The organism is Pseudomonas sp. SDO5271_S396, assembly GCF_054071795.1.
In genome coordinates this window covers 68,370-94,099 of record NZ_JBSVWB010000015.1, presented here as the reverse complement: position 1 = coordinate 94,099, position 25,730 = coordinate 68,370, and the positions used below count along the sequence as shown (strand labels likewise).

General features: G+C 58.7%; 21 protein-coding genes. 4 read left to right on the top strand and 17 right to left on the bottom strand.

Features of this window, described 5'->3' with window-relative positions; all coding sequences use genetic code 11:
• Nucleotides 1–3: 3 nt before the first annotated feature.
• Nucleotides 4–837 (bottom strand): non-homologous end joining protein Ku, encoded by an 834-nt coding sequence (gene ku, locus ACW9IN_RS13200; protein ID WP_457366279.1) that lies wholly within the window; start codon nucleotides 835–837, stop codon nucleotides 4–6.
• Between the two features lie 187 nt (nucleotides 838–1,024).
• On the opposite strand from ku, the gene ACW9IN_RS13195 reads away from it, so the two are divergent.
• Both ACW9IN_RS13195 and ACW9IN_RS13190 read left to right on the top strand, forming a co-directional pair.
• Nucleotides 1,025–1,339 (top strand): hypothetical protein, encoded by a 315-nt coding sequence (locus ACW9IN_RS13195; RefSeq protein WP_457366278.1) that lies wholly within the window; start codon nucleotides 1,025–1,027, stop codon nucleotides 1,337–1,339.
• A 22-nt stretch (nucleotides 1,340–1,361) separates the two neighbouring features.
• A complete protein-coding gene (locus tag ACW9IN_RS13190; RefSeq protein ID WP_457366277.1) occupies nucleotides 1,362–2,519 on the top strand; it encodes a PQQ-dependent sugar dehydrogenase in 1,158 nt (385 codons plus the stop codon).
• 247 nt (nucleotides 2,520–2,766) lie between these two features.
• Here ACW9IN_RS13190 and ACW9IN_RS13185 read toward each other — a convergent pair whose 3' ends face one another.
• Both ACW9IN_RS13185 and ACW9IN_RS13180 read right to left on the bottom strand, forming a co-directional pair.
• Nucleotides 2,767–3,246, bottom strand: a complete 480-nt coding sequence (locus ACW9IN_RS13185; protein ID WP_457366276.1) for a nuclear transport factor 2 family protein — start codon at nucleotides 3,244–3,246, stop codon at nucleotides 2,767–2,769.
• Between the two features lie 56 nt (nucleotides 3,247–3,302).
• The gene (locus ACW9IN_RS13180) at nucleotides 3,303–3,866 is read right to left on the bottom strand and encodes a TetR/AcrR family transcriptional regulator (protein ID WP_457366303.1); all 564 of its coding nucleotides are present in this window, start codon (nucleotides 3,864–3,866) and stop codon (nucleotides 3,303–3,305) included.
• Between the two features lie 124 nt (nucleotides 3,867–3,990).
• Between ACW9IN_RS13180 and pssA the strand changes: the two genes are divergently transcribed.
• Nucleotides 3,991–5,334, top strand: coding sequence for a CDP-diacylglycerol--serine O-phosphatidyltransferase (gene pssA / locus ACW9IN_RS13175; RefSeq protein ID WP_457366275.1), 1,344 nt, complete (start codon nucleotides 3,991–3,993; stop codon nucleotides 5,332–5,334).
• A gap of 47 nt (nucleotides 5,335–5,381) precedes the next feature.
• Here pssA and efeO (ACW9IN_RS13170) read toward each other — a convergent pair whose 3' ends face one another.
• The 4 genes from efeO (ACW9IN_RS13170) to efeU are packed head-to-tail and all read right to left on the bottom strand — an operon-like array spanning nucleotide 5,382 to nucleotide 9,595.
• Complete coding sequence (gene efeO, locus ACW9IN_RS13170) at nucleotides 5,382–6,200, bottom strand: iron uptake system protein EfeO (RefSeq protein ID WP_457366274.1); 819 nt, start codon at nucleotides 6,198–6,200, stop codon at nucleotides 5,382–5,384.
• 26 nt (nucleotides 6,201–6,226) lie between these two features.
• Nucleotides 6,227–7,522 (bottom strand): iron uptake transporter deferrochelatase/peroxidase subunit, encoded by a 1,296-nt coding sequence (efeB, locus tag ACW9IN_RS13165; RefSeq protein ID WP_457366273.1) that lies wholly within the window; start codon nucleotides 7,520–7,522, stop codon nucleotides 6,227–6,229.
• 14 nt (nucleotides 7,523–7,536) lie between these two features.
• Nucleotides 7,537–8,739 (bottom strand): iron uptake system protein EfeO, encoded by a 1,203-nt coding sequence (gene efeO / locus ACW9IN_RS13160; RefSeq protein WP_457366272.1) that lies wholly within the window; start codon nucleotides 8,737–8,739, stop codon nucleotides 7,537–7,539.
• Between the two features lie 10 nt (nucleotides 8,740–8,749).
• Nucleotides 8,750–9,595: an iron uptake transporter permease EfeU gene (gene efeU / locus ACW9IN_RS13155; RefSeq protein WP_457366271.1), complete on the bottom strand. Its 846-nt coding sequence runs from the start codon at nucleotides 9,593–9,595 to the stop codon at nucleotides 8,750–8,752.
• A gap of 197 nt (nucleotides 9,596–9,792) precedes the next feature.
• On the opposite strand from efeU, the gene ACW9IN_RS13150 reads away from it, so the two are divergent.
• Nucleotides 9,793–10,809, top strand: coding sequence for an AraC family transcriptional regulator (locus tag ACW9IN_RS13150; protein WP_457366270.1), 1,017 nt, complete (start codon nucleotides 9,793–9,795; stop codon nucleotides 10,807–10,809).
• A gap of 41 nt (nucleotides 10,810–10,850) precedes the next feature.
• Here ACW9IN_RS13150 and ACW9IN_RS13145 read toward each other — a convergent pair whose 3' ends face one another.
• The 10 genes from ACW9IN_RS13145 to ACW9IN_RS13100 all read right to left on the bottom strand — a co-directional run bounded on the left by ACW9IN_RS13145 (nucleotide 10,851) and on the right by ACW9IN_RS13100 (nucleotide 25,653).
• Entirely contained in the window at nucleotides 10,851–12,065 is a 1,215-nt protein-coding gene (locus ACW9IN_RS13145) for an MFS transporter (protein ID WP_457366269.1), read from the bottom strand.
• Nucleotides 12,049–13,644: a carbamoyltransferase C-terminal domain-containing protein gene (locus ACW9IN_RS13140; protein WP_457366268.1), complete on the bottom strand. Its 1,596-nt coding sequence runs from the start codon at nucleotides 13,642–13,644 to the stop codon at nucleotides 12,049–12,051. The genes ACW9IN_RS13145 and ACW9IN_RS13140 overlap by 17 nt, the downstream gene beginning before the upstream one ends.
• 6 nt (nucleotides 13,645–13,650) lie before the next feature.
• On the bottom strand, nucleotides 13,651–14,697 hold the full coding sequence (locus ACW9IN_RS13135) for a SagB family peptide dehydrogenase (RefSeq protein WP_457366267.1): 1,047 nt from the start codon (nucleotides 14,695–14,697) through the stop codon (nucleotides 13,651–13,653).
• 107 nt (nucleotides 14,698–14,804) lie between these two features.
• On the bottom strand, nucleotides 14,805–14,969 hold the full coding sequence (locus ACW9IN_RS13130) for a hypothetical protein (RefSeq protein WP_457366266.1): 165 nt from the start codon (nucleotides 14,967–14,969) through the stop codon (nucleotides 14,805–14,807).
• Nucleotides 14,970–15,289: 320 nt separating this feature from the next.
• Nucleotides 15,290–16,705 (bottom strand): efflux transporter outer membrane subunit, encoded by a 1,416-nt coding sequence (locus ACW9IN_RS13125; RefSeq protein WP_457366265.1) that lies wholly within the window; start codon nucleotides 16,703–16,705, stop codon nucleotides 15,290–15,292.
• Entirely contained in the window at nucleotides 16,702–19,881 is a 3,180-nt protein-coding gene (locus tag ACW9IN_RS13120; protein WP_457366264.1) for an efflux RND transporter permease subunit, read from the bottom strand. Before ACW9IN_RS13120 ends, ACW9IN_RS13125 begins: the two co-directional genes overlap by 4 nt.
• Nucleotides 19,882–19,896: 15 nt before the next feature.
• On the bottom strand, nucleotides 19,897–21,141 hold the full coding sequence (mexE, locus tag ACW9IN_RS13115; protein ID WP_457366263.1) for a multidrug efflux RND transporter periplasmic adaptor subunit MexE: 1,245 nt from the start codon (nucleotides 21,139–21,141) through the stop codon (nucleotides 19,897–19,899).
• Nucleotides 21,142–21,557: 416 nt separating this feature from the next.
• Nucleotides 21,558–23,780, bottom strand: coding sequence for a GMC family oxidoreductase (locus ACW9IN_RS13110; RefSeq protein WP_457366262.1), 2,223 nt, complete (start codon nucleotides 23,778–23,780; stop codon nucleotides 21,558–21,560).
• Nucleotides 23,777–24,289: a sorbitol dehydrogenase gene (locus ACW9IN_RS13105; protein ID WP_457366261.1), complete on the bottom strand. Its 513-nt coding sequence runs from the start codon at nucleotides 24,287–24,289 to the stop codon at nucleotides 23,777–23,779. Before ACW9IN_RS13105 ends, ACW9IN_RS13110 begins: the two co-directional genes overlap by 4 nt.
• Nucleotides 24,286–25,653, bottom strand: coding sequence for a cytochrome C (locus ACW9IN_RS13100; protein ID WP_457366260.1), 1,368 nt, complete (start codon nucleotides 25,651–25,653; stop codon nucleotides 24,286–24,288). Before ACW9IN_RS13100 ends, ACW9IN_RS13105 begins: the two co-directional genes overlap by 4 nt.
• Between the last annotated feature and the right edge of the window lie 77 nt (nucleotides 25,654–25,730).

The window sequence follows — 25,730 nt, the reverse complement described above, 5'->3', positions numbered from 1 at the left end:
GGTTTATGAGGCCTTCTTGGCTTTCTTGGCCGCGGGCTTCTTGGCGGGCTTGCCGGCGAGGCTGCGTTTGAGCAGTTCGGTCAGGTCGATCACATCCGCGGATTTGCGTTCTTCGCTGTCCTCACTGCTTTCCACGTTTTCGATCTTGCCCGCCTTGGCTTTCTTCGCCACCAGCGCCATGATCTTGTCCTGGAAACTGTCACGGTAATCGTCGGGTTGCCAGTCCGCGCTCATGTCGTCCACCAGGCGCTTGGCCATGTCCAGTTCGCCCTTGGCGAGTTGGGGTTTGGTCACATCGCTGCCCAGTTCCAGTTCATCCAGGCTGCGTACTTCAGCGGGCCAGCGAAGCATCACCAGCACCAGGGCAGATTCCAGGGGCATCAACGCTGCCAGATGTTGCTTGGTGTGCAGCACCACGTTGGTCAGGGCGACCTTGCGTGATTTCTTCAGGGTTTCGCGCAGCAGCGCATAGACCTTGCCACCGCGTTTGTCCGGGGCGAGAAAGTAGGGTGTATCGATGTTTTGCAAAGGGATTTGGTCACTGGCGACAAACGCAATGATTTCGATGGTCTGGGTCGACTTGGGGTGAGCCGAGCGGATTTCATCCTCGCTGAGCACCACATAACGACCTTTCTCGAACGCAACGCCCTTGACGATATTGTCCTTGGTGACTTCCTTGCCGGTGGTCTTGTTGACACGCTTGTAGCCGACCGGGTCCATGCTGCGCTTGTCCAGCCAGTCGAAATCCACACCCTGGCTGGACGTGGCCGACACCAGTGAGACGGGGATATGAACCAGACCGAAACTGATGGCGCCTTTCCAGATTGCGCGTGGCATGGCGGTAGCTCCCGAAGCAGAGAAGGTCTTCTGGTGACTGGCCGCATCCGCGAAAAGTTTCGGTCGATGGATGTGCGGACAGATCGTGTTACACCTGATGAGAAACTATTTAGTTACGAAAGCCGAACCCAAGGCGTAGCGTGTCATCGAAAGCACGTACCACTCGCCCGATGAGAGAGGCTTTGTCATGAACAGCTGTGTGCGTCATTTTGCGTTACTGGCCCTGGGCCTGGCGCTGGCATCCACCGTCCAGGCGCAAACGTTGCCGGGCCGCACGTCGAACGACGGCGCCATTCACCGCGCCAACCCCAACAGCATGCAGGGCACCCAGCCCAATAACCCGACCAACCGTGGCATCCAGATCGGGCCCACGCCACGTGCCCCGACCCTGGAAAACGGCGGTATCGGCAACCGTTACCCGCAGCGCGGCACCGCACCCAGCCGTCCCGCCACTGAAACCAAAGCCCCGACTTATGACGCCAACGGCAATCGTCGGCCCTGAGCGCCGTTAAGGATTTCGTCTTATGTTGCTACGCAAAACCCTTCTTGCTGCCTTGTTTGCCAGTGCCTGGTTGCCGCTCGGTGCGGTTAACGCCGCTGATACCCAACAATTTCCGAGCGAGCAGGGCAGCATCACCGCCACACCTGTCGCCAAAGGCCTGGACCATCCCTGGGCTGTCGCGTTTCTGCCGGATAAACAGGGCTTTCTGGTGACGGAACGCCCGGGCCACCTGCGCTACGTCAGCGCGGATGGCAAGCTGTCCGCGCCGTTGAGCGGCGTGCCTGAAGTCTGGGCCAAGGGGCAGGGCGGTTTGCTGGATGTGGTGCTGTCGCCGGATTTCAAACAGGACCGATGGGTGTACTTGTCTTATGCCGAAGGCGGGGGCAAGGGCGGTACCGCAGGCACCGCAGTGGGGCGCGGTCGGCTGGCACCGGACCTCAGCGGCCTGACCGATTTCAAGGTGATCCTGCGTCAGGAGCCCAAATTGTCGACTGGCAACCACTTCGGCTCGCGCCTGGCCTTCGACCGTGACGGCTACCTGTTTGTGACGCTGGGCGAGAACAACGACCGGCCCACCGCCCAGGACCTGGATAAGCTGCAGGGCAAAGTGGTGCGGATCTTCCCGGACGGTCGCGTGCCCGATGACAACCCGTTCGTGGGCCAGCCGGGCGTACGGCCGGAGATCTGGTCCTACGGGCAGCGCAACCCTCAAGGGCTGGCGCTGAACCCCTGGAGCGGCACGATCTGGGAAAACGAGCACGGGCCTCGTGGTGGCGATGAAATCAACATCATCGAGCCTGGCAAGAACTATGGCTGGCCATTGGCGACCCACGGCATCAACTACTCCCTGCTGCCGATTCCCGAAGCCAAGGGCAAGACGGTCGAAGGCACGGTGCCTCCCCATCATGTCTGGGAGAAATCACCGGCCATCAGTGGCATGGCGTTCTATGACGCCGACCGCTTCAAGGCCTGGCAACACAACCTGTTCATTGGCGCGTTGGCCAGCCAGGAGCTGATTCGCTTGCAGTTCGACGGCGACAAGGTGATTCATGAGGAGCGCTTGCTGGGCGACTTGAAAGCACGGATCCGTGATGTGAGGCCGGGGCCGGATGGGTATCTGTATGTGCTGACGGACGAGGATGACGGGGTGCTGTATCGCGTCGGTTTGAATCAGGACTGAATCGTCGCCGCCCGGCTGGCGTGTGTCAGGCTGTCATTGGGCGCATTTGTGGTGAGGAGTTTGGTGTGCTGATCGGGCTGTTGTGGTGAGCAGGCTTTTTGGTGGTGAGCGGGCTTGTCGAATGGTCGCACCGCCCGCGCTGGGCTGCGCAGCAGCCCCAACAGGGCCGCTGCGTTTTTCCAGAGAGAACGCAGTGATCGGGTCTTGGGGGCCGCTTCGCGCCCCGGCGCAGGCGCCCGCAGACGGCTTACAAGCCCAAGTCGGATAACCCCGGATGATCATCCGGACGCCGGCCCAGGGGCCAGTGGAACTTGCGCTCGCTTTCCTTGATCGGCATATCGTTGATGCAGGCAAAACGGTTGGCCATCAGGCCGTTTTCGTCGAACTCCCAGTTCTCATTGCCGTAGGAGCGGAACCAGTTGCCGGAGTCGTCGTGCCATTCATAGGCGTAACGCACGGCGATACGGTTGTCGGTAAACGCCCACAGTTCCTTGATCAACCGATAGTCCAGCTCCTTGGCCCATTTACGGGTCAGAAAACCCTTGGCTTCTTCACGGTTGTGCGCGAACTCGGCGCGGTTACGCCACTTTGTGTCCAGGGTGTAGGCCAGGGAAACACGTTGCGGGTCACGGGAGTTCCAACCGTCTTCGGCCAGGCGAATCTTTTCGATGGCCGACTCGCGGGTGAAGGGGGGGAGCGGTGGGCGTACTTCGGTATTGGTGGACATGTTTGTGGCTCCTGAAAACAACTAAGGTGTGATCGAAAGTTGCGAGGCGTGCGCGTTCACAGCCCCAATAAAGTTCTCGCCATACATTGCGCGTTATCAGCTGCTGTTGAATCACCCATGACCAGGGCAACGGTAATGGCGCCATCGATCAGGATCAGCAGTTGCGCGGCCTGCCGTTCGGGATCGGGGGTGCCATGTGCTTGACACAGTTCGAGTGCGTACTCGAACAGTTTCTGTTTATGGGCCTTGGCCAGTACGCGCACCGGGTCCTGCGGGTCGCCGGTTTCGCCGCTGGTGTTGATGAAGGCGCAGCCGCGAAAGTCAGTTGAACCAAACCAGGCCTTGAGCGCGGTAAACAGCGCCAGCAGGCGTTCGCCCGTGCCTTCGCTACGCTCCACTTCCGTGCGTAACCACTGCATCCAGCGTTCATCACGGCGCTGCAACGCGGCGATGACCAACTCGTCCTTGTTGGCGAAGTAGCGGTAAATACTTTTTCTCGAGACACCGGCGGTTTTCACCAGGAAGTCCATGCCGGTGGCGGCAATGCCATGGCGGTAGATCAACTTTTCAGTGACGTCGAGAATGATGTCGCGGGTTTCATTGCTGATAATGTCGTTCATGGCCATTAAAGTAGAATGATCGTTCTTCTTGGTCAATGAATTTTTTCCATGCCCGGCGGCGAGACCTGCGCCACCCTATGGTGTAAGCTCGGAGCCTCTTCGGATTCGACCCATTGCGAGCCCTATGCCGTCGTTCTTCAAACGTTCTCTGTTGCCCAAACTGCGTGGTTTCCCGCTGTCCTCCGATGCCATCGACGTACTGTCCGGTGCTGATGCCTTTCGTCGTTGCCTGCTGGAAAAAATCCCTCAGGCCACACGGCGCATCTATATCGTCGCGCTGTATTTGCAGCAGGACGAAGCGGGGCAGGAGATCTACGACGCCCTGCACGCCGCCAAAGCCGCACGCCCGGAGCTGGATATCGTGGTGGTGGTCGACTGGTTGCGTGCCCAGCGCGGTCTGATCGGTGCCGGCAAGCAGCCGGGAAACAGCGCCTGGTATCAGTCGATGACCCGGAGCCACGCCAGCGAAGTGCCTGTGTATGGCGTGCCGGTGCAAACCCGGGAACTGTTCGGCGTGCTGCATCTCAAGGGTTTCGTAATCGATGACAGCGTGCTCTACAGCGGTGCCAGCCTGAACAATGTGTACTTGCACAAATTCGACAAATACCGCTTCGACCGTTACCACCTGATCCACAACAAGGCGCTGGCGGACTCGATGCAGCATCTGGTTGAGCACGGACTTGTGGCGTCGAAGGCGGTCAATCGCCTGGACCTGCCCAACCCGCCCACCACCCGCAGCTTGCGCAACGACATCGGTGACTTGCGCAGCCGTCTGAAACACGCGGCCTACGACACCACGGCGGGTCACCTGCCAAACGGCAACCTGTCGGTCAGCCCATTGCTTGGAGTCGGCAAGAACAACCCCTTGAACCGGGTGGTCCTCGAACTGATCGCCAGTGCCCAGCACCAACTGACGATCTGTACGCCGTACTTCAACCTGCCGCTGCCGGTGACCCGTGAAATCAACCGTGCCTTGGCCCGCGGGGTGAAGATCGACATTATCGTCGGCGACAAGACTGCCAACGACTTCTACATTCCGCCCAGTGAACCGTTCAAGGTGATTGCGGCGTTGCCGTACCTCTATGAAATCAGCCTGCGGCGGTTTGCCAAGCGCCACCAGCCGGTCATCGACAGTGGCCAACTGAACCTGCACCTGTGGCGCGACGGCGACAACACGTACCACCTCAAGGGCATGTGGATCGACCAGCGCTACACCTTGCTCACCGGCAACAATCTCAACCCTCGTGCATTTCGCCTCGACCTGGAAAATGCGCTGCTGGTGGACGATCCGCAAGGTGAATGGCTGGAGCCGAGGCGGACCGAGCTGGCGCAGATTTTCCAGCACACCACCCGTATCCAGGGCTTTCAGCAGTTGCAGACCCTGGCGGATTACCCGGCGGCCGTGGGCAAGTTTTTGCGGCGGGTCAGCCGTGTGCGGATCGAGCGGCTGCTGTATCGGATTTTGTAAGGTGGGTTTTTGATCGTACCCGCGCAGTGGGTACGATCAAAAAGGGCTTAGTTCAAGCCCAGCTTGCCACGCAGGGTGGACAGGTCTTCGGCCAGGGTGTTCACCGGACCCACCAGGGCCTTGCGGTCGTTTTCCTTGACCTTGTCGTAGGTTTCGAAACCACCGTCCTTGGTCTTGTACTTGGCCAGGATCTTGTCAACGGTGGCGAAGTTCTTGTCGACCTTGGTCAGGAACGCCTTGTCCTGCTTCTCGATCTGGCCACGGAACAGGTCGACGATTTTCTTCGCGCCGTCGATGTTGCCCTGGAAGTCATACAGGTCGGTGTGGCTGTAGCGGTCTTCTTCACCGGAGATCTTGGTGGCAGCGACTTCTTCCAGCAGGGCAGCGGCGCCGCCCACGACTTTCTCGGGCGGGAAGGTCAGGCCGTCGACACGGGTCTTGAGGTCGTTGACGTCGGTGTTGAGCTTGGCCGTCAGTGTTTCCAGGCCCTTGGTCGAGTTCTGCGAGAACAGCGCGTATTCAATGCGGTGGAAACCAGTGAAGTCTTCGGCGGTCACGCCTTTTTCGTGGTCGTCAACGCGCGAGTCGATGGACGCATCGAGGTCGCTGAACAGCTCGGCGATCGGCTCGATGGACTCGTAATGCACGCGGGTCGGCGCATAGAGTTTTTTGGCGGTGGCCAGATCGCCCTTGTTGATGGCGTCGGTGAATGCCTGGGTCTGGGTGACCAGCTCACCGATCTCTTCGGTGACGTAGATCTTGTAGTCCGACACCGGGCCTACCAGGTCCAACGGCGCCGTGGCGGCGAAGGCTGCCAGTGGCGAGAGGGTCATTAACAACGACAACGCGAGAGTCGACTTCTTCATGGGACGGTATCCGCTCTGGGTGTGTTTTAGGTGTGGGCAGTTGCAGTGAGCAGCGTGCGCCCGAGGAAATCCCCGGCGCCTGTGACCCCCGGCAAGGTGAAGAAATACCCGCCGCCGACCGGCTTGAGGTACTCCTCCAGGGGCTCGCCGTTGAGCCGCGTTTGCACGCTGATAAAACCTTTCTCCAGGTCAGCCTGGTAGCAGATGAACAACAGCCCCATGTCCAGCTGACCGTTTTTGTTGACGCCGTTGGAGTAATTGAACGGCCGGCGCAGAATCAGGTTGGCCTGGGTCTGCGGGGTACGCGGGTTGGCCAGGCGGATATGGGCATCGAGCTTGGTCAACTTGCCTTCCGGATCCTTGCTGTAGTCGGGGACCTGGGTTTCCTTGTCGCCATCCATCGGCGCGCCCGAGGGTTTCACGCGGCCAATGATGCTTTCCTGCTCTTGCAGAGGGGTGCGGTCCCAGCGCTCGACGAAGTTGCGGATGATGCGCACCGCCTGATAGCTGCCATGGGCCGCCCAGGCCGGCTCGTCGCTGTCGGGCTGCACCCAGACGATCTGGTCCATGGCCTTGTCGTCGTTTGAATTCGGGTTGGCCGAACCATCACGGAAACCCAGAAAATTGCGCGCGCTCTGCGCCGGTTCGCCAGGTTTTGCGGGCGCCTGGGGCGGCACGCTGCCTTCCTGCTTCCAGCGCACCAGCAGCAGGTCGGGCAGGTTCTTCACGATGTCGCGCAGGGCGTGAATGTTGGTGTCCGGGGTGTTGGAACTGAATTGCAGGCTCAGGTCGCCATGGCACTGCGCCGCTTCCAATGCATCGTTGGGGAAGCCCACCATGCGGCTCAGGCGCTTGGGTTTGGCGTTGGACAGGCCGAAGCGTTCGTCGAACAGCGATTCGCCCACGGACACGGTGATGGTCAGGTTGTCCGGCGCGACCACCGGACCGAGGATCCCGGAGTCGGTCGGCGGCAATTTCGGGTCGACCTGGGGCACGGTGCCGCCGGTCATCAGGAAGCGGATGCGCTCGTTCAACGTACGGAACAGGCGCTCCAGGTCCTCGCGGTCGCTGGCCAGCACGTCGAAGGCGACGATCATGCCGCAGGCCGGGCGCGGTGTGACGATCCCGGTCTGGTGCTTGCCGAAGAATTCATGATGGTCCTGGGTCTTGTCGCTGCGCGGTGCGGTGGTCACTTGCTCGGCCGCGGCGGCCATTGCCGGGCAGGTCAGGCCGCTGCCGGCGATAGCTGCACCGGTAGCGGCCATGCCCAGGAGTACGCGACGACGTTGGGCATTGAAATCGTTTGGTTCTGAATCACTCATGTGTGCGGTCGTCTTCACTGCAGGCCGGAAAGGCCAAGGGCGGGGTCGATTCCATCGAGTGCAGCGGCCAGAGCCTTGGCCTTGTCGGCGATCGGCTTGCGCTGATCGGCGTTGATACTGTCGTAGCCTGGGTATTGCCCGTTCACCTTGTGGCCGTGCAACTCGGCATCGAAGGCGGCGAGGGCGTTGTCGATCTTCGGCAACAGGTCGGCGGCAGACTTGGTCAACAGCGGACGCATCAGGTCGACGACCTTGTGCGCGGCCTCCAGGTTGGCGGCAAAACCATCGAGGTCAATGTGGCTGTAGCGCTCTTCTTCGCCACTGACCGCGCGTACATCCGCCAGGCTATTGAGGTTGCGCACCACGATGCTCACCAATTGCTCGGGCGGCAGGGACTGCGCCAGCAGCTGTTGCTTGAGGGTAGTGACATCGGTCAGCAGACGTTGAGCCACGGGCGCCAGGCCATCGAGGCTGCGTTGTTGGAACAGTCCGAACTCCAGGCGATGGAAGCCGCTGAAAGCGGGGTCCTGCTCGCGTTTTTCGAAATAGTCGGCACGGGCGTTGATAGCGTTGTCCAGCTCCGCCAGGCGCTGGGATGCCGGGGCCAGTCGCCCATAGGCTTCGCGCGCCGGCACGTAAAGCGCCTGGGCCTGGGTGAGGTCGCCGGCATCGATGGCCTGCTGCAGGGCGGTCACGGCTTTGATCAACGCGCTGCCCTGGCTGCTCAGGTACACACGAAACTCCGACAGCGGCCCGATAAACGCCACCATCGACGGCTTGGCCTTGGCCTGGGCGTCAGACTCGGCGGTGGGGGTGACATGCAGGGTGCCGCGCGGGTTGCTCAACAAGCCGCAGGTGATGGCGTAGTCGCCGGGCAACAGGTTGGCGTTGATCACCTGACTCAGGCCGGGGGCGATGTTTTCGCGCTCCTCGATCACCAGCACCCCGTCGAGGATTTCCCACTCCACGGCGCGGTCCGAACGGTTGATGATGCGAAAGCTGGCGCGACCGGCAGGCACCGTCAGTGCGTTGGGCTCGCACGCATGGCCGTGGATGGTCACGGTGATTTCATTGTGGTTGGTCTGGCGCTTGGCGGCGGCCAGTTGCGAGGCGTAGTAGAACAAGCCACCGGCGGCGATCATCACGACCACCGAGCCGGCCAGTGCCCAGCGCAGTGCGCGGGGCGGGGAGGCCGGTTGAGGGGTTGGATTGGACAAGAGACGGTCCTTACTGGCTGGAAACGGAAGAAGGTTTGGCGACGGGCTTGGCCGGGGCTGCCGGCAGGAAGAACATCACCAGAGCCACCACCAGGTAAATCAGGTAGGCACCCAAGGTGCTTACGGTGGGCGCTTCCTTGTAACCGAACATGCCGGCCAGTACCGAGCCCAGCGGGCTGTCCATGGGCAGCACGGCGCTGAAGTCGAACAGCACGGTCTGCCAGTGGTTCCAGAGACCGGCCTCGTGCAACGCCTGCACCGAGTTGGCGAGAATGCCGGCGGCCACCACCAGAATGAACAAACCAGTCCAGCGGAAAAACGCGCCAAGGTTCAGACGCATGCTGCCGGTGTAGATCAGAAAGCCCACGATAATCGCCAGGATCAGGCCGAGCAGGGCGCCAATCGGTGCGCCCGGGCCTTCGCTCTGCTGGAACACCGCCAGTAGGAAAAACACAGTTTCCAGGCCTTCTCGGGCCACCGCGAAAAACACCATGAGAATCAGCGCGGTGACCTGGTGTTTGGAACCGGCCAGCGCATGGTCGAGGGATTCATGCAGGGCATGCTTGATGGAACGCGCCACTTTGCGCATCCAGAACACCATGGAACTGAGGATGCCCACGGCGACCAGGCCGACCACGCCTTCGAACAGCTCTTGCTGTTTTTGCGGGAATTCGGCGCTGACCAGTTCCAGGCCGCCGCCCACCAGCAGGGCCAGGGCAGCGGCGAGAAACACACCGATCCACACGGCGGGCATCCACTGGCCGCGTCCGGTTTGCTGCAAGTAACTGGCAATGATGCCGACGATCAACGCGGCTTCAATGCCTTCGCGCAGCATGATGAGAAAAGGAACAAGCATTCGGCACCGCAGCATAACTAGATAGGGTGCTAATTTGTAACATAATGATACTCATTACTAAACAAGCAATCTTGACCTTTGCTGAACCCAGGCTGAACGGTGTTCTCGAGGCCTGCGTACGGGGGCGCCTACTCTTTTATGCCGTGACTGCCTAAGATGAGCGCATTTTCACGCCACACAGGGCACGGACCGCACCCATGTCGGAAAAAGACACCATCTCCATCCACCTCGTGCGCGAAGCCTTGTTGCAGAGTTGCGAACCCGGCGCGGCCACCGCCGAAGCCTTGAATAAAGTCGGTATCGACCCGGCGCTGCTCGACCAGCCTGATGCACGCGTCCCCGCCACGGCTTACGCGCGCTTGTGGCGCCTGTTGGCGCGGCGGCTCGACGACGAGTTCTTTGGCATGGACCCGCGCAAGCTCAAATCCGGCAGCCTGGCGTTTCTATGCCATGCATCCATGGCGCAACCGACCCTGGCCGCCAGCCTGGAAACCGGACTGGGGTTTCTATCGCTCATGCTCGAACGCATGCCGGCACAACTGGTACGCCAACAAAGCCTGGCGGAAATCGTGCTGCTGGAGCCCGAGCCCGAGCCGAAGCGCGCCTTCACCTATTTCGCCTACTGGATGATCGTGCACGGCGTGGCGTGTTGGTTGGCGGGGCGCCGCATCCCAATCCTGGCCATCGAGTTGCGCGGCCCGCAGCCGGACTTCTGTGATGATTACCAGGTGATGTTTTCCGACAACCTGCGGTTCGACCGACCCCGTACCCGCATGATCTTCTCCGCCGACTGCCTCGACCTGCCGATCAAGCGCAGTGCCGAAGAACTCAAGCGTTTCCTCGCCCATGCGCCCGCCAACATCCTGGTCAAATACCGCGACCCCGACAGCTTCGCCGCACGTATCAAACACGACCTGCGCCAGATGCCCCCGGACACCTGGCCAGAAACCGAAGGCCTGGCGGCCAGCCTGTGCATCTCCGCCTCAACCCTGCGCCGGCGCCTGGCGGAAGAAGGGCAGACCTACCAAGGCCTCAAGGACGGCGTGCGCAAAGAACTGGCCATCGTCTGGCTGGCCGAACCGCAGATCAGCTTCGCCGACATCGCCACGCGGCTGGGGTTTGCCGACACCAGTTCGTTTTATAAGGCGTTTCGTAAGTGGAGCGGGTCGAATCCGGGGCATTATCGGAGTTTGATTCTTAATGAGGCTGATTAGTCCTTTAGATGTATAGGATTGTTGGTGTGAAGGTAAAAGTTTCAACGAGTATGGCTAGCCGTTTGTTTATGGTGGAGATAATAAAGCGCCACGGATATTGAGACTGTTAAAAATGAAGCGAATGCAGTTGTCACAAAAGGGGCTGGCCGACCCAATACAGCTATAAGTGAGGTGCCAAGGGCCGGTCCAGTGATAACGCATAGCATTTGAACGCTCCTGAAGGACGTTGATACTCTGCCAATATTTTCAGAGGGGCAAAGATGTTGAAGTATTATGCTGGATGAAATAATGAATACTTCATACCCGAGTCCATTTACAAACCATGCGATGAGGTAGAGTGATTGTTTGTGGGGTAACTCAAGAAGTGCTAATGCTGAGGTCAAAAGTAGTGCAACGAAAAAAATAAATAGCGCGAAGGATCGTAACAACGTTTCTTCAATATTTTTTAATTTAAATTTAACCAGTAGCGCTCCACACACAGCTCCCCCGGCAGTTGCTGAAATAATTTGTGAAAATACAATTGGAGGAAAACCCTCATGCGCTAAAAAGGATGAGATGTGTGGGTCGTAAATACCTAAGGCTAACGACATTAGTAGGGAGTATAAGAAACCAATTCGCAGCTGAAAAGGAAGCGATTTGTATATTGAAAATCCCCTGAGCAGATCTCGGTATAGAGAAAGTATTTTTGTAGATGAGTAATTCGGTTTTGCAGGAAGGTTTTTGCAAATGGATAGTAGGATGGGAAGGCTAAAAAAAACGGCAGCAGCGGAAAAAATAAAACCCTGTTTAGGTGCAAGTATAAGTGTCAGCAATCCTGCTAATAAAGGTGAAGTGATTTTTGATGTTTGATCTAGCAAGCTCGTGTGACTGAAAAAATCTGTACGCTCTTCTGCAGTGATCACGGTTCGTACAGCGATGGTTACAGAGGGGAAATAAATTAAATTTGCCAGGCCCTTTAAGATGATTAGGCACAAAAATACATTGAAATTTGGAGTATAGGCAAGTGCAAAGGTAAGGGTTGCTCTAAGTAATGCTCCGAAGAGTAATGTTTTTCTAATATCTTGCCGATCAATAAAGGTTCCGATAACAGGGCCTAGTATTAACATTGGGGCGCCAAAGCAAAATGCCATTGTGGCAACTGATGAAGGAGAGATTTTCCATAGATATACGGGGACGGTAAAAATTAAAAAAATATCCAGCCATAATGATAGGCTGGACAAGGCTTGCGCGCAGATAAGCTTATTCGATATTTTCATTGATTTTTTTCTTGAGAAATAGTTTGTCATTGAAAATGAAACCGTCAAGCTCATGTTCAATGGAGAATTTACAAAGATCGCTTGAGCTATTGATGAATCCGCGACCGTTAAAGTTCAGAGAAGTGTTGCAGAGTACGGCCACTCCTGATAGCTTTTTGAATTCCACAAGTAATGTGTATAACTTCGGGTTTTGAAATTGATTAATCGATTGAGGACGCGCGGAATTGTCAACATGTGTCACCGCTGGTATGAGAGCTGACACTACCGTACGGAATTCCAGCATATAGGGAGAGGGATGGGATGGATGGAAATAATCACACATGTATTCTTCAAGGCAGAGGGGGGCGATAGGTCGAAATCCTTCGCGGTTTTTGATTTTGTTTAATTTTGCAAGATTCTCTTTAGGGAAAGGTGCCGCCAATATTGAGCGATTTCCCAATGCTCTTGGGCCAATTTCATATTTGCCTTGCACCCAGCCAAATATATGGCCTTGATTTAGTAGGGTTGCTACATGTTCAGGCTCGTACGACACTTGGATAAAATGGTTTGTGTTTAACATGTTATCGCAAGGCGGCGCCCCTGAGTAAGGGGACCAGATGACTTTGGCAATCCCTCTAGTATGCAATAGAGCATCAATGGCTGTACCTATTGCAGACCCACTATCATTCGAGCAAGGAGGAATGAATACATCTGAAAATAGCTGGGTTTCAATCCACTTAGAGTTCCAGTCACAATTTAGGCCGCACCCTCCGGTAATCAATAAAGGTGCGCTGTCAAAAATTATTTTTTTTGAGAATTCACAAAACATTTCAAAAATTGCATTTGAAAAATGATGTGCAAGAGAAGCGAAGCGTGGGTTGTCAACTCCCATGTTGTAATATGGACTGTCTTTAAATTGATCTTTCCTGATTTTTCTAAAGTTTAAATTTTTATCGAGCAAAAAGCTTATGATCTGCTGATCCTCATCATCAATTTCACTTTGTTTTCCGTAAGCGGCAAGTGCCATTAGCTTCCCCGCATCGCTTAGGCGTATTTGCCCGGGGCCGAAGTTAAATGTAGGGTCTGCAATGCCGTACAAAAAAGCAAACCTATCTCCGGGATTATCGATAACGGTACCCAGTCTTTTAATGTTTACATTTTCGTCAATTCGATAGAATGCCCCCAACTGCCCCTCCCACAGCAGCGCATAGCAAGGCTGGCCTTGAGGGAATGGTGAAAGCCCATAAGCGCATAGGAGGTGAGAACGCTCATGCGAGGAGGTGAAATATTTAATGTTTTGACCCAGTAGAGTGATTTTTTTACAAATGTTATTTGTTAGACCAAAATAACCTGCTCCGATATTATCCTGTGCGTTGCTGGTTCCTCGACTCCATCCGCTTTGCGCTGTGACATTTATAGGTTCTTTGATAAGTTCAAGAGCTTTAAGAACTATATTTGGTGTTAGGCTGGAAAATCGAGCTTCGTTATCCTTTTCAGCTTCCATGCAAAACGTTAAGTGGTTGCCAGTAATTAAGGCTATTGCACCGTCGTGTCCATCTTTAATGCCGAGAATATTTGTAGAGTTCGCCTTATAGCTCATGAGGGTTTATCCTGTTTTAACGAGGAGAGTCGATAAGTTCTCGCACCTCTTTAGTGTAGGAGCTGCCACTTCCATAGCCGGCACCGACCAAAAAATGGTTTGTTCCGAGGGGGTGTTGAGCTTTAAAAGCTCGTTGATTTCTTTGTCGTGAAAGTACCCAGTCAACCAAGGTTGTAAGCCTAGGGCAGTTATAAGTAAATTTGCGGTTTGTGAAAGATGTCCAACGTCCATAAGCATAGGGCGGTATGCTCGGGAGTGTGGGTATTTCCACCAGAGTTTTTCCAGTCTGGAAGTAAAAAATATTGCAAATCCTAAATTATTAGCCCAGTGCTGCCCGCATAAATAATAGGATATAGGTTCTTCTGGGAGGTCCTCAATTCGCTCCAGCGTATGCTCCTCACTTATATAGTGATATAGCCCAGAGGCAAGTCCTTCAACATTGCTAACCCAAATATAACCTTCCGTAGCTTGAAGCCCTCCAGCAGAAGGGGAGGTTCTTTTAAAACCGAAAGCTTGCGCGCCAGTTGGCGCGTCATAATCGGGCTCTTTTTTATAAGATAGAGTTCCAAATAATATGGTTGAGAATATGAGTAAGGGTACAGAAGTGTCATGAAACTCTCTGCAGGTGTGACGGGCGAAAAGCGTTTTCCAAAGGCTTGGTTTTTCCATTTCGCTGATGATGGGTTTTGGGAGTAATGTTTTTCGACCCCCTCTAATTGACGACATATTAGGTTCGTCTTTATGAATGGACTCGCAAAATGCTAAGTAGCTTTTTGCGTACTCGATATACATTTTTGGATCGTCTGGGGTAGGAGGATTTGGATGAGACGTCCCGACATGAAAAATGTTGGATAGTACATCCCAACCCCAATCGTCAACAGGTTTAGCGTCCAGTAGCACACCAGATTCACAAATGGATTTATCGAGTTGTGTATTCTGTACGCAACTGCCCATTGAAAACGTAGTTAGCCTCTCTACTTCTTGAATACTTATCTCATGTTGAGTATGGTTTTTGTAATCCCACAAATACATAGTGCCGTCTTTGAATATCAAGAATACTTCGTTTGAAAGCCATTTTTTATAGGTGTGCTCATGTCAGGCTACTTGTTATCTTAATATCGACTTGAGGGATGCCTGGGTGTTACCCCCAGGCGGTGAAATCAATGATTAAGCGCGTTTTGCCGACACTCAGAAGCCTTGATTGTGGACGGGGTAGGTTTGAATGAGTAGAGCGGGGTGGTGACCATTTTTATTGTAAAGTGAGGGTTGGTGTAGGCGTCGTTAGACTGGTTTTTCAAGGTGGGTTCCATCATTACTTTTTTCATGATTTAGTCCTCGAGTTTGTCGCCTTCGCAAAAATGCTAGGCGTAAGGAACCGTAAATCTGACTGATTTCGACGTCAATTGAAAAAAGATCATATGTTTTATTCGTAGTTGCCTTTAAGCGTTAAGGTTGTTGTTTTTTTGTAGGTGAGTTCCTGTAGAGATTTCCTATTTAATGCTTTGGGTCTGGGTTCTGGATGTGTATGCATAACTCGTATTGGTAATATTCAGTAATAAAGTCAAACCAAAAAAAAGCCCCATGACCAAATGGACCATGGGGCTAAAAATTGGCTGGATGCGACCAACCAAAGGAGCTCTTTACATTACTTGGCGCTGGCTACCACGGTGTCTGGCTGCCAGCCACCACCCAACGCTTTGTAGATCGCGACGATGCCGCGATACAGGTCGACTTCGGCCTGGGCCTGGGAGTCTTCGGCGGCCAGGCGTTCACGTTGAGCGTCGAGCAGCACGAGGAAGTCCACGGTGCCTTCGCGGTAGCGGATGGCGGCCAGGTCGGCGGCGGCGCGGCTGGATTCGCTTTGGCGGATCAGCGAAACCAGGCGTTGCTGGCGCTTGCCGTAGTCGCTGAAGGCGTTCTCGGACTCTTCCAGGGCCAGCAGTACTTGCTGCTCATAAGTCGCCAGGGCGCCGTCGGCTTCGGCGTTCGCACCGCGCAAACGGGCGCGGACGCTGCCCAGGTCGAATGCGGCCCAGGTGATGTTCGGGCCCAGGGCCCAGGCGTTCGCGGCGGACGAACCGATCTGCGAGCCGCGGCCGGCGGTGAAGCCGAGGAAGCCGCTGAGGCTGACGCGTGGGAACAGGTCGGCCTTGGCCACGCCGATGCGCGCGGTGGCGGCCGCCAGTTTGCGTTCGGCGCTGAGGATGTCCGGGCGACGTTGCAGCAGTTGCCCCGGGTCACCGATCGGCAATGCCTTGGCAATCGCCGGCAGGTCTTTCGGGCTCAGGTCCACGCTGAGTTTGTCGGGGCGCTGGCCGAGGAGGGTGGCGATGCGGTTACGCTCGCGCACTTGTTCGGCCTGCAGTTGCGGCACGCTGGCCTCGACTGCCGCCAGGCGTGCGTCGGCGCGTTCCACGTCCAGTTGGTCACCTACACCGGCGTCGCGCAGGCTGACGGTAATGGCCTGGGATTCCTGCTGATTCTTCAGGTTGTCCAGGGCGATTTTTTCCCGCAGTTGCGCACCGCGCAATTGGCCGTAGGCGTCCACCAGTTCCGCAATCATGGTGACTTGCAGTTGGTACAGGTCGGCCTCGGCGGCTTGCTGGTCGGCGTCGGTGGCCTCCAGGTTGCGCTGGATGCGACCGAACAGGTCCACTTCCCAGGCCATGTCGAGGCCCAGGTCGTAACGCTCGCTGTTGACGCGTCGGGTGGTCTGGCCAGGAATCTGCCCCTTGGCCAGGTCACTGCTGGCGCGGCTGGTGATGGTCGGCATGGCGTCATTGCTGGCGTCATCGCGAATCGCCCGGGCGGCCCGCAGGCGGGCAAACGCTACCCGCAGGTCACGGTTACCCTGGAGCGATTGAGTCACCAACTGGTTGAGGGTCGGGTCGTCGAACTGCTGCCACCAGATGCCTTCGAACTTGGCATGGTCGTACTGTTTGGCATCGGCGGCAGCCGTGATGTTGGCCGCCTCCGGAGTCTGGGCTTTGTAGTCCGGGCCTACGGCACAGGCGGCGAGCGCCAGTACCAGCAGGCTTGGGACGAATAATTTCACGCTCATTGCTGTGGCTCCAGCTTCAAGGCCTTGGCCGCTTTGCGCGCTTCGCTGCGCTCCACACGGCGGCGGATAAATACATAGAACACTGGCGTCAGCAGCAGACCGAAGAAGGTCACGCCGATCATCCCGGAGAACACCGCCACACCCATGGCATGACGCATCTCGGCACCGGCACCGCTGGAGAACACCAGGGGCACCACACCCATGATGAACGCGAACGAGGTCATCAGGATCGGCCGCAGACGCAAGCGGCAGGCTTCCAGAACCGCAGCCAGCGGGTCGAGGCCTTCGGCCTGTTTGTCCTTGGCGAACTCGACGATCAGAATCGCGTTCTTGCACGCCAGGCCCACCAGTACGATCAAGCCGATCTGGGTGAAGATGTTGTTGTCGCCGCCGGAGATGATCACGCCGGTGATGGCCGACAGCAGGGTCATCGGTACGATCAGGATCACCGCCAGTGGCAGGCTCCAGCTTTCGTATTGGGCGGCCAGTACCAGGAACGCCAGCAGTACGCAGAGCGGGAACACGAACAGCGCGGTGTTGCCCGAGAGGATTTGCTGATAGGTCAGGTCAGTCCACTCGTAGGTCATGCCGTTGGGCAGCTCGTCTTTCAGCAGTTTCTCGATCGCCGCCTGAGCCTGGCCGGAGCTGTAGCCCGGTGCGGCGTTGCCGTTGATCTCTGCGGTGATGAAGCCGTTGTAGTGCATCACGCGGTCCGGCCCGGAGGTGTCGCTGACCTTGATGAAGGTCGCCAGCGGGATCATCTCGCCTTTGTTGTTGCGTACTTTCAGCTGGCCGATCTGGTCTTCATCCAGGCGGAACTGTTGCTCAGCCTGCACGTTGACCTGGTAAGTGCGGCCAAAGCGGTTGAAGTCGTTGGCGTACAGCGAACCCAGGTAGATCTGCAGGGTGTCGAAGATGTCGCTGATCGCCACGCCATGGGTCTTGGCCTTTTCACGGTCGATGGCGGCATCGACCTGGGGCACGTTGACCGTATAGCTGGTGAACAGACCGAACAGTTCCGGCACGCCACGGCTCTTGGTGATGATGTTCTGCACTTCTTTGTACAGCTCGTCATAGCCCAGGTTGCCACGGTCTTCGACTTGCAGGCGGAACCCGCCGATGGTGCCCAGGCCCTGTACCGGCGGCGGTGGGAAGATGGCGATGTACGCGTCCTGGATATCGGCGAACTTGGCGTTCAGCGCGGCCGCAATGGCGCCGGCCGATTCGCTTGGGTCCGTACGCTCGTCAAACGGCTTGAGCGGGGTGAACACGATGCCGCTGTTCGGGCTGTTGGTGAAACCGTTGATCGACAGGCCCGGGAACGCCACGGAGTTGGCCACGCCCGGTTGCTTGAGGGCGATTTCCGACATGCGCTGGATCACCTCGTCGGTACGGTCCAGGCTCGCAGCGTCCGGCAGTTGGGCAAAGGCCACCAGGTATTGCTTGTCCTGGGCGGGTACGAAACCGGTTGGCGTGTGGGCAAAGCCCAGCCAGGTCAGGACCATCAGGCCGGCGTACAGGAACAGCGCGATACCGCTGCCACGAATCACGCGGCGCACGGTGCCCACGTAGCCATGGCTGGCTTTGTCGAAGAAACGGTTGAACGGTTTGAACAGCCAGCCGCCCAGCAGTTTGTCGAGGAACTTCGAGAACCCGTCCTTCGGCGCATGGTGACCTTTAAGCAGCACGGCAGCCAGTGCCGGCGACAGGGTCAGGGAGTTGAAGGCCGAGATCACCGTGGAAATCGCAATGGTCAGGGCGAACTGTTTGTAGAACTGGCCGGTCAAGCCACTGATGAACGCCGCCGGTACGAACACCGCACACAGCACCAACGCGGTGGCGATGATCGGGCCGGTCACTTCGCTCATGGCTTTTTCGGTGGCCGGGAAGGGGTCCAGTCCCAGCTCGATGTTCCGTTCGACGTTCTCTACCACCACGATGGCGTCGTCCACCACGATACCGATGGCCAGTACCAGGCCGAACAGCGACAGTGCGTTAAGCGAGAAGCCGAACAGGTGCATGACCGCAAAGGTACCGATCAGCGAGACCGGCACGGCCACCAGCGGAATGATCGAGGCGCGCCAGGTCTGCAGGAACAGGATCACCACCAGCACTACCAGGATCAGCGCTTCGAACAGGGTATGCACCACCGCCTCGATCGAACCGCGCACGAAGATGGTCGGGTCGTAGACGATGCTGTAGTCCATGCCCTCGGGGAAGCTCTGCTTGAGTTCGGCCATCTTGGCGCGCACTTCATTGGAGATCTCGATGGCGTTCGAACCCGGACGCTGGAAGATCGGCAGGGCCACCGCCGGCTGGTTGTTCAACTGGGAACGCAAGGCGTACTGGTTGGAACCCAACTCCACCCGGGCGATATCGCGCAGGCGAGTGATTTCGCCGTTGGCACCGGAGCGGATGATGATGTTTTCGAACTCCTCCTCGGTCACCAGGCGGCCCTGGGTGTTGACCGACAATTGGAAGCTGGTGGCATTGGGTGCAGGCGGGGCGCCCAGGGCACCGGCCGCCACCTGACGGTTCTGCTCACGGATCGCCGCGACCACGTCACTGGCGGTCAGGTTGCGCGAAGCGGTCTTGTTCGGATCCAGCCAGACGCGCAGGGAATAGTCGCCCATACCGAACAGTTGCACGTCACCCACGCCGCCCAGGCGAGCCAGCTCGTCCTTGATGTTGAGCAAGGCGTAGTTGGACAGGTAGAGCATGTCGTAGCGTTTGTCCGGCGAGGTCAAGTGCACCACCATCGTCAGGTCCGGAGAGGCCTTGTCGACGGTAATACCGATGCGCGTCACTTCTTCGGGCAGCTTCGGCTGGGTCCGGGTCACACGGTTCTGCACCTGTACCTGCGCGTTGTCCAGGTCGGTGCCCAGGGCGAAGGTGATGGTCAGGGTCAGCTTGCCGTCAGCGGTCGATTGCGAGGACATGTACAGCACGTTCTCGACGCCGGTGATGGCTTGTTCCAGAGGGGCGGCCACGGTTTCGCCGATGACCTTGGGGTTGGCGCCCGGGAAGTTGGCACGCACCACTACGGTGGGCGGCACGACTTCCGGGTATTCGCTGATCGGTAGCTGGAACAGCGAAATAGCACCGGCGATCAGGATCAACAGCGAGAGCACCGCTGCGAAGATCGGCCGTTTAATGAAGAACTGGGAAAAATTCATTTCTAGTCGTATCCCTTAACCGCGTGGAGTCGCGACGCTGGCCAGCTTGGGCGCGGATTTCTCCGGGGCCACTTGCTCCAGGTTGCTGGCTTCAAGCGCTTGTCGTTGTTGTGCCAGGGCCGCGAGGGTTTCCTTGCTGGCCATCGGGATGGTTTCCGGTGTGACCGGCGAACCCGGGCGAACGCGCTGCAGGCCCTTGACGACAATGGTGTCGTCCTTGTTCAGGCCGTTGCGCACGATGCGCAGGCCTTCCAGTTTTGGCCCCAGTTCAACCGAGCGATAGGCCGGCTTGTTGTCGGCGTCCATCACCAGCACGAATTTCTTGCCCAGGTCGGTGCCCACGGCTTCGTCGGTGATCAACACCGCCGAGTAGGTGCCGCTGCCCACCAGCTTGAGACGCGCGTACAGGCCAGGGGTGTATTCACCCTTGCTGTTGTCGAACACGGCGCGGCCGCGGATGGTGCCGGTGGCGGGGTTGACCTGGTTGTCGACGAAGTTCATCTGGCCCAGGTGCGGGTTGCCGTCTTCGTTGGACAGGCCCAGGTACACCGGGGTGGTGGCACCGCGACGGCCCTGGCGTGCCAGCTCGGTGTACTTGAGGTACACGCGTTCGTCGGCATCGAAATAGGCATAGACCTTGTCAGTGGAAACCACGCTGGTCAGCTCGGTGACGTCGGCGGTCACCAGGTTGCCGGCGGTGATGTCGGCACGGCTGACACGACCGCTGATCGGCGAGGTTACGCGGGTGAAGCTCAGGTTCAGCTTGGCCAGGTCCAGTTGCGCCTGGATCCCGGCGACGGTGGCACGGGCTTCCTGGGCGGCAGTGGTACGCGAGTCGGCCAGCTCGGCGGAAATTGCGTTGCTCTGACGCAGGCGTTCGCCACGCTGGGCTTCGTTTTCGCTGCGGGTCGCGGCGGCTTTCGTTTGTGCAAGCTGGGCTTCAAGGCGGCGTACTTCGGCCTGGAACGGACGCGGGTCGATCTGGAACAGCAGGTCGCCTTTCTTCACCAGCGCACCTTCGGTGAAGGCGACCTGGTCGATCTGCCCGGACACGCGCGGACGAATCTGCACGGTTTCCGGCGCTTCGAGGCGCCCGGTGAACTCGTCCCACTCGTTGACGGGTTGCTCCAGCACCTTGGCCACACTGACTTTCGCCGGGGGCATGGCGGCCGCTTGGTTCGGGGTCTTGCCGCATGCGCTCATCACCACCACGGCCAGAATCGCCAAGGGGAAGCGCAAATGTTTGAGTGACTGTTCCATGAGGTGCATCCGCCAATGTATTTGAGATGGGCGGATCATGCGCGGCGATGTGCTATGTCACGAATCGAATGAAGCGAAGGTAACTATCATTCGGAATGATATAAGCCAGAGGCAAGCCCTCTAGCATGGGCGCTTCCTTAGGTACCTATCAATGGCTGTGATGAAAAAGAGTGTTGTGAATACTGCAAGGAACGTTCGGGCCGTGTGGTGCTCGCTCCTTGCCCATATAGAAAGAAAGGCTGCGGAGGAATGGCGTTCAGTCAGGAAAAGGCGGCACCATTCCTGTGCTTAGCGGGCTTTTTTTGTGGTGAGCGGGCTTGTCCCGCGCTGGGATGCGCAGCGGCCCCAACAGGGCCGCCGCGTTTTTCCAGGGAGAGCGCAGTGTCGGGTTTTGGGAGTGCCCGCAACCCCGATGGCTACCGCGTACCGAACGCCACCAACACGCTCAGCGCGCCCTGGTTGTCTCCCAGGCCGATGCCGTAGCGTCCCTCCAGGTCATCGTTGATGCACAGTTGCAGCTCACCGGTCTGGCCGGGCGGGACCTCGCCCAGGTCGCCCACCAGAAACGGCGTGCCGGTACTGCCCACGCGGCCGATCAGCGCGCCCTCATTGGCCCCCGGCAAGGTGTAGCCCGCCTTGGCGATCAACCCCGGGCTGCCATTGCCATCGACCATCCCACCCACCGGGCTGGCCAGCCATTTGCCGCTGACATACCGCACCAGGCGTGGGCTCGGCCCGCTGATCTGCACGCCGGTGCCTTGCCATGGCTGGTTGGCCTGGACCTGCACGGTGGTGGCTTTGAGCTCGTTGCACAGCGTATCGCCAGCCTGGATCGACAGCGCAGCGATGGTCAGGCTCGGGTTGGACGTGCCGGTGCTGGGGAACACGCCGTCGCCTACCAGGAACAGGTTCTTGTGGTCCCAGCTGCGCTGGTCTTTGTCCACCACCGCGGTCTTGGGATCGTCGCCCATGCGGTAGGTGCCCATCAGATGCCCGGCGCCCTGGAACGAGTAGGACTCGCCCTGATAGTCGAACACGCCGGGCGGGATGTTCTGGGTCAGTTCGGTGGCGCCGAGCAGTTCGGTAATGATATGGGTGGCGAGCAGACGCGCTTGCTTGAAGCCCTCCTTGGTGTAGTCCGACAATTCATAGTGGATTTCCGGGCGCGGGATGCCCAGGCGGTCTTTGTATTGGCTGGACGGCACGATGTAGCAGTTGGCGTTGTCGGGGTCCTCTTCCACCTGTTCCACCAGAAACCCGATGCGGAACTGGCGCGTCAGCAGGTTGTTGAGCTGCTGCACCAGCGCGGTGCCGAACAGCGCCTGGGACGGCTCCTTGGGCGGCTCTTTGCCGGGCGACAGCGGGTTGGTGCGGCTGACGTTGGTGCCATCGATCAGGTCGGCGACGGTGGTGTAGGGGTCGCCGATCGGCCAGTTCCAGCCTTCATTGCCGATCTCGATGCGCCACGCCGCGCGCTGGCTGCGAAAGGCGCCATCGCGCAGGCTTTCGATACCCGAGGTGGACACCGGCCCACGGTACGGGAACACCGTCTTGCCTTCGGGCATCAGGCCCCAGGCCAGGTAGATCGGGTGGTCGGCCAGGCTGCGACCGACCTGGCCGCTGCTGTTGGCCACACCGTTGGGCCAGGCGCTGCTGACGGAGTTGAGCAACAACTTGGGGGTTTCGATGGCATGGGCGGCGATCACATACCGTTGGCCCGTGGCCACGCCTGTGGCGGTGGCGGGCCCGTCGCCCAACTGGTACTGGATGAACTCGATGCCGCTGACGGTGTTGTCCGCCGCCACCGTCACCTTGCTTGCCACGGTTTTGTAGAGCACCCGCACATTGCCGGTGTTCAACGCGTTGTTCATCGTTATCGTCGCGTCGTACTTGGCCTGGATCGGGCAGATCGGCGTGCAGTTGGTATTGCCCGCGCACACGCGTCGACCGGCGTAAGGCTGGGAGTTGCGGCCGGCGGGTGTCGGGCTGACCACCAGCGGCAGCCCCTCGAACGACTGGCCCTGCACCGCGTTGACGAAGCTGCCGTCCACCAGCGACAGCGGGATGCTGGTCATCGGGAATTGGTAGTTGGTCGGGAAGGTGATGCCCAGGTACCCCTGATCGGCGACATTGGCGGCCACGCCGATTTCCGCCTCCGCCCGGCAGTAGGCACTTTGCAGGTCGTTGTAGCTGATCGGCCAGTCCACGCCCACGCCATACAGCGACTTCATCTTGAAGTCGTGGGGCAGCATGCGCAGGCAGGTGGCCACCCAGTGCCAGGTGGTGCCGCCGCCCACTCGCTCATAGGTGCTGGTGAACGCCATTGGGCCTTTCTGCACCAGGTAGCTGACGTCCGGGTCGTTCCAGCCATTGATCAGGTCGGCGATGGTCGGACGGGGCGCGTTCTGTTCGGCGGGGTTGCGCGCCGGGCTCAGGGTACTCACCGGCGGGTAGGGCGATTCGGGTGATTTCAGCGTGGCGGTGTAGAAACGCTCCAGGTACTGGTTACGGTTGGGCGGGATTTCCGGGCCGGACTCCAGCACCAGCACCTTGACCCCCGCAAGGCCCAGTTGATAGGCAATCAGGCTGCCCGCCAGGCCGGCGCCGACGATCACTACGTCTGCTTGTTCGGTACTCATGACGATGCTCCTGTCTGGGGGCTGGCCGGCACGCCGGTGAAGTCTTGAAGACTCGGTGGCACTTCGTTCCAGTAGCCGAAGAAGAACTCGCTGTAGCCCATCGGGTGGGCCTGGGCGATTTTCCAGGCCCAGCTCTCGGTGTAGGCCTCACTGCTGACCACCGTCTGCTGGTTCACGGCAAACCCATCCTGGGTATACGGCTGGTACCACACGCCAAGCAGCCACAGCTTCATGATCGCGCGTGCCGCCAGGGCCGTTTGCGTGGTGGCCGGCTGGCCGTTCTGCATCAGGATCGCGGTGCCGATCTGTTGCGGGGTCGCCTTGTCCGCCACGAGCGTGGCGTATTGGGCGAGCAGGGCACTCAGCACGTTTTGCCCCAGCCTTGGGCCGATGAATGCAAGGAAGGTGGTGGGCAGGCCGATGGGGTCAACGGATGGCGCCAACAACTCTTGATCGATGCCGGTGAGCACCACACTCAGGCCGGTGAAGTTGTCCAGGTCGGTACTCATGGCTGACTCCCTGTCGCGCCGATGGATTGGGCGCGCTCCAACAAGTAGGTGAAGTCCGCGAAGCTGGTGCGCGGCGATTGGGTCACGTGGGTGGCGGCGTTGCCGTGGCAGGCGATGCAACTGGACGACGCCTGGGGCACGGTGCCCTGGATGTAGGTTTCCAGCGTGGCATTGGCGAGGAACGACGGCGCCGGCTTGCCCAGCGGTGCGGTGGCCGAGATCTGGCAAGGTGGCTGGCCGGTGAGAGTCGGCCACTGGGTGCTGATCAACTGGTAATTGGCCCACACGCTGTTGGGGTTCACCGTACGCAACAGGTTCTGGTAGGTGGTGTTGAGGGTTTTGGTGGCGTCAGTCAGCGGTATTTCTCGCACGATCTGCGACGGCGTGGCCTTCACTGCCGGGTTCCACGGCCGGGGCGGCGGCTGGTTGACTTCGGCCTGGCTGCTGGCGTTATAGAACAGGTACGGCCCGGTGCGCTCGGCGGGCGGCGTGGTTTTTTCCGGCACGTTGTCGACATGCTCGAAGGTGGACCACACCCACTGTGGCGCGCTGGTGGTCTTGTGCACGATGTGCAAGCCCACCAGCCCCACGGGTTCGGCGGTACAGGACTCGGCCACCACCGGCCCCTTGCTCGGGTCGCTGTTGCCGGGGGTGTACACCAGCGCATCGACGGTGTGGAAATTTTCAGGCTTGTCGTTGCCGTCCAGCACTTTCCACGACGCCTTGACCATCAGCGAGCCGACCTCGCTGGTGCTCGGGTTGCCGCAACTGAACGCCACGGCGTTGGTCGGGCTGGCGGCAAAAAACGCCTGCTGGCCCTGGATGCTATACAGCCCGTTGTTGACGATGCCGTCGAACATCGACTGGTTCACCACGATTTCATTGCGTGTGTACACGCCGCTCTGGTCCACCAGCGGGCCGCTTTCGAAGGGCTGGATAAACTCATCGAGCACATCCGGCACCTTGCCCATCTGTTGCAGCAACCGCCCTGAGCCCTTGCCTTCACAGGCTTTCGGCACGGCGGCGGGGGCGTGGTAAGGCTGCGGTTTCTGCCCTTGTGGCAGGAATATCTGGTAACTCTCCCGGTAGCTTTCCCACACCGTGGCCGCATCCTGCTGGCCGATCTGTACTTTGGTATTGGGGTTGCCATCGGGCAAGGCAGGCCAGCTCAGCGCGATGAACGTCTGCCAGGACATTTCATCGAAGTTTTCCTGCAGGCTGGTGAGGGAAAACGGCGGAGTCGCCGTGACATCGAAGGGTATCTGCGTGGACAGCGTGGGGGCCGCGACAACCACCGGGCTCAACAAGGCGCCGAACAGCGCGCAGCCGAACCATGGCCGGGGCCGATGGGGTTCCATTCTCATCGTTATCTCCTTGGCATCAGGCGCCAGGAGATTGCCGGTCCGTCGTGGACTCTTCACCGCGCCTCCTGGCACGTTGG

Bases quoted from the DNA above. Each gene is read 5' to 3' on its own strand.
- ACW9IN_RS13185 (WP_457366276.1), bottom strand. From the start codon at position 3,246: ATGTCCACCAATACCGAAGTACGCCCACCGCTCCCCCCCTTCACCCGC.
- ACW9IN_RS13190 (WP_457366277.1), top strand. From the start codon at position 1,362: ATGTTGCTACGCAAAACCCTTCTTGCTGCCTTGTTTGCCAGTGCCTGG.
- ACW9IN_RS13100 (WP_457366260.1), bottom strand. From the start codon at position 25,653: ATGAGAATGGAACCCCATCGGCCCCGGCCATGGTTCGGCTGCGCGCTG.
- ACW9IN_RS13125 (WP_457366265.1), bottom strand. From the start codon at position 16,705: ATGAGCGTGAAATTATTCGTCCCAAGCCTGCTGGTACTGGCGCTCGCC.
- ACW9IN_RS13145 (WP_457366269.1), bottom strand. From the start codon at position 12,065: ATGAAAATATCGAATAAGCTTATCTGCGCGCAAGCCTTGTCCAGCCTA.
- ACW9IN_RS13180 (WP_457366303.1), bottom strand. From the start codon at position 3,866: ATGAACGACATTATCAGCAATGAAACCCGCGACATCATTCTCGACGTC.
- efeB (WP_457366273.1), bottom strand. From the start codon at position 7,522: ATGAGTGATTCAGAACCAAACGATTTCAATGCCCAACGTCGTCGCGTA.
- ACW9IN_RS13105 (WP_457366261.1), bottom strand. From the start codon at position 24,289: ATGAGTACCGACCTGGACAACTTCACCGGCCTGAGTGTGGTGCTCACC.
- ACW9IN_RS13150 (WP_457366270.1), top strand. From the start codon at position 9,793: ATGTCGGAAAAAGACACCATCTCCATCCACCTCGTGCGCGAAGCCTTG.
- efeO (WP_457366274.1), bottom strand. From the start codon at position 6,200: ATGAAGAAGTCGACTCTCGCGTTGTCGTTGTTAATGACCCTCTCGCCA.
- mexE (WP_457366263.1), bottom strand. From the start codon at position 21,141: ATGGAACAGTCACTCAAACATTTGCGCTTCCCCTTGGCGATTCTGGCC.
- efeU (WP_457366271.1), bottom strand. From the start codon at position 9,595: ATGCTTGTTCCTTTTCTCATCATGCTGCGCGAAGGCATTGAAGCCGCG.
- ku (WP_457366279.1), bottom strand. From the start codon at position 837: ATGCCACGCGCAATCTGGAAAGGCGCCATCAGTTTCGGTCTGGTTCAT.
- ACW9IN_RS13195 (WP_457366278.1), top strand. From the start codon at position 1,025: ATGAACAGCTGTGTGCGTCATTTTGCGTTACTGGCCCTGGGCCTGGCG.
- ACW9IN_RS13120 (WP_457366264.1), bottom strand. From the start codon at position 19,881: ATGAATTTTTCCCAGTTCTTCATTAAACGGCCGATCTTCGCAGCGGTG.
- ACW9IN_RS13140 (WP_457366268.1), bottom strand. From the start codon at position 13,644: ATGAGCTATAAGGCGAACTCTACAAATATTCTCGGCATTAAAGATGGA.
- ACW9IN_RS13110 (WP_457366262.1), bottom strand. From the start codon at position 23,780: ATGAGTACCGAACAAGCAGACGTAGTGATCGTCGGCGCCGGCCTGGCG.
- ACW9IN_RS13130 (WP_457366266.1), bottom strand. From the start codon at position 14,969: ATGAAAAAAGTAATGATGGAACCCACCTTGAAAAACCAGTCTAACGAC.
- pssA (WP_457366275.1), top strand. From the start codon at position 3,991: ATGCCGTCGTTCTTCAAACGTTCTCTGTTGCCCAAACTGCGTGGTTTC.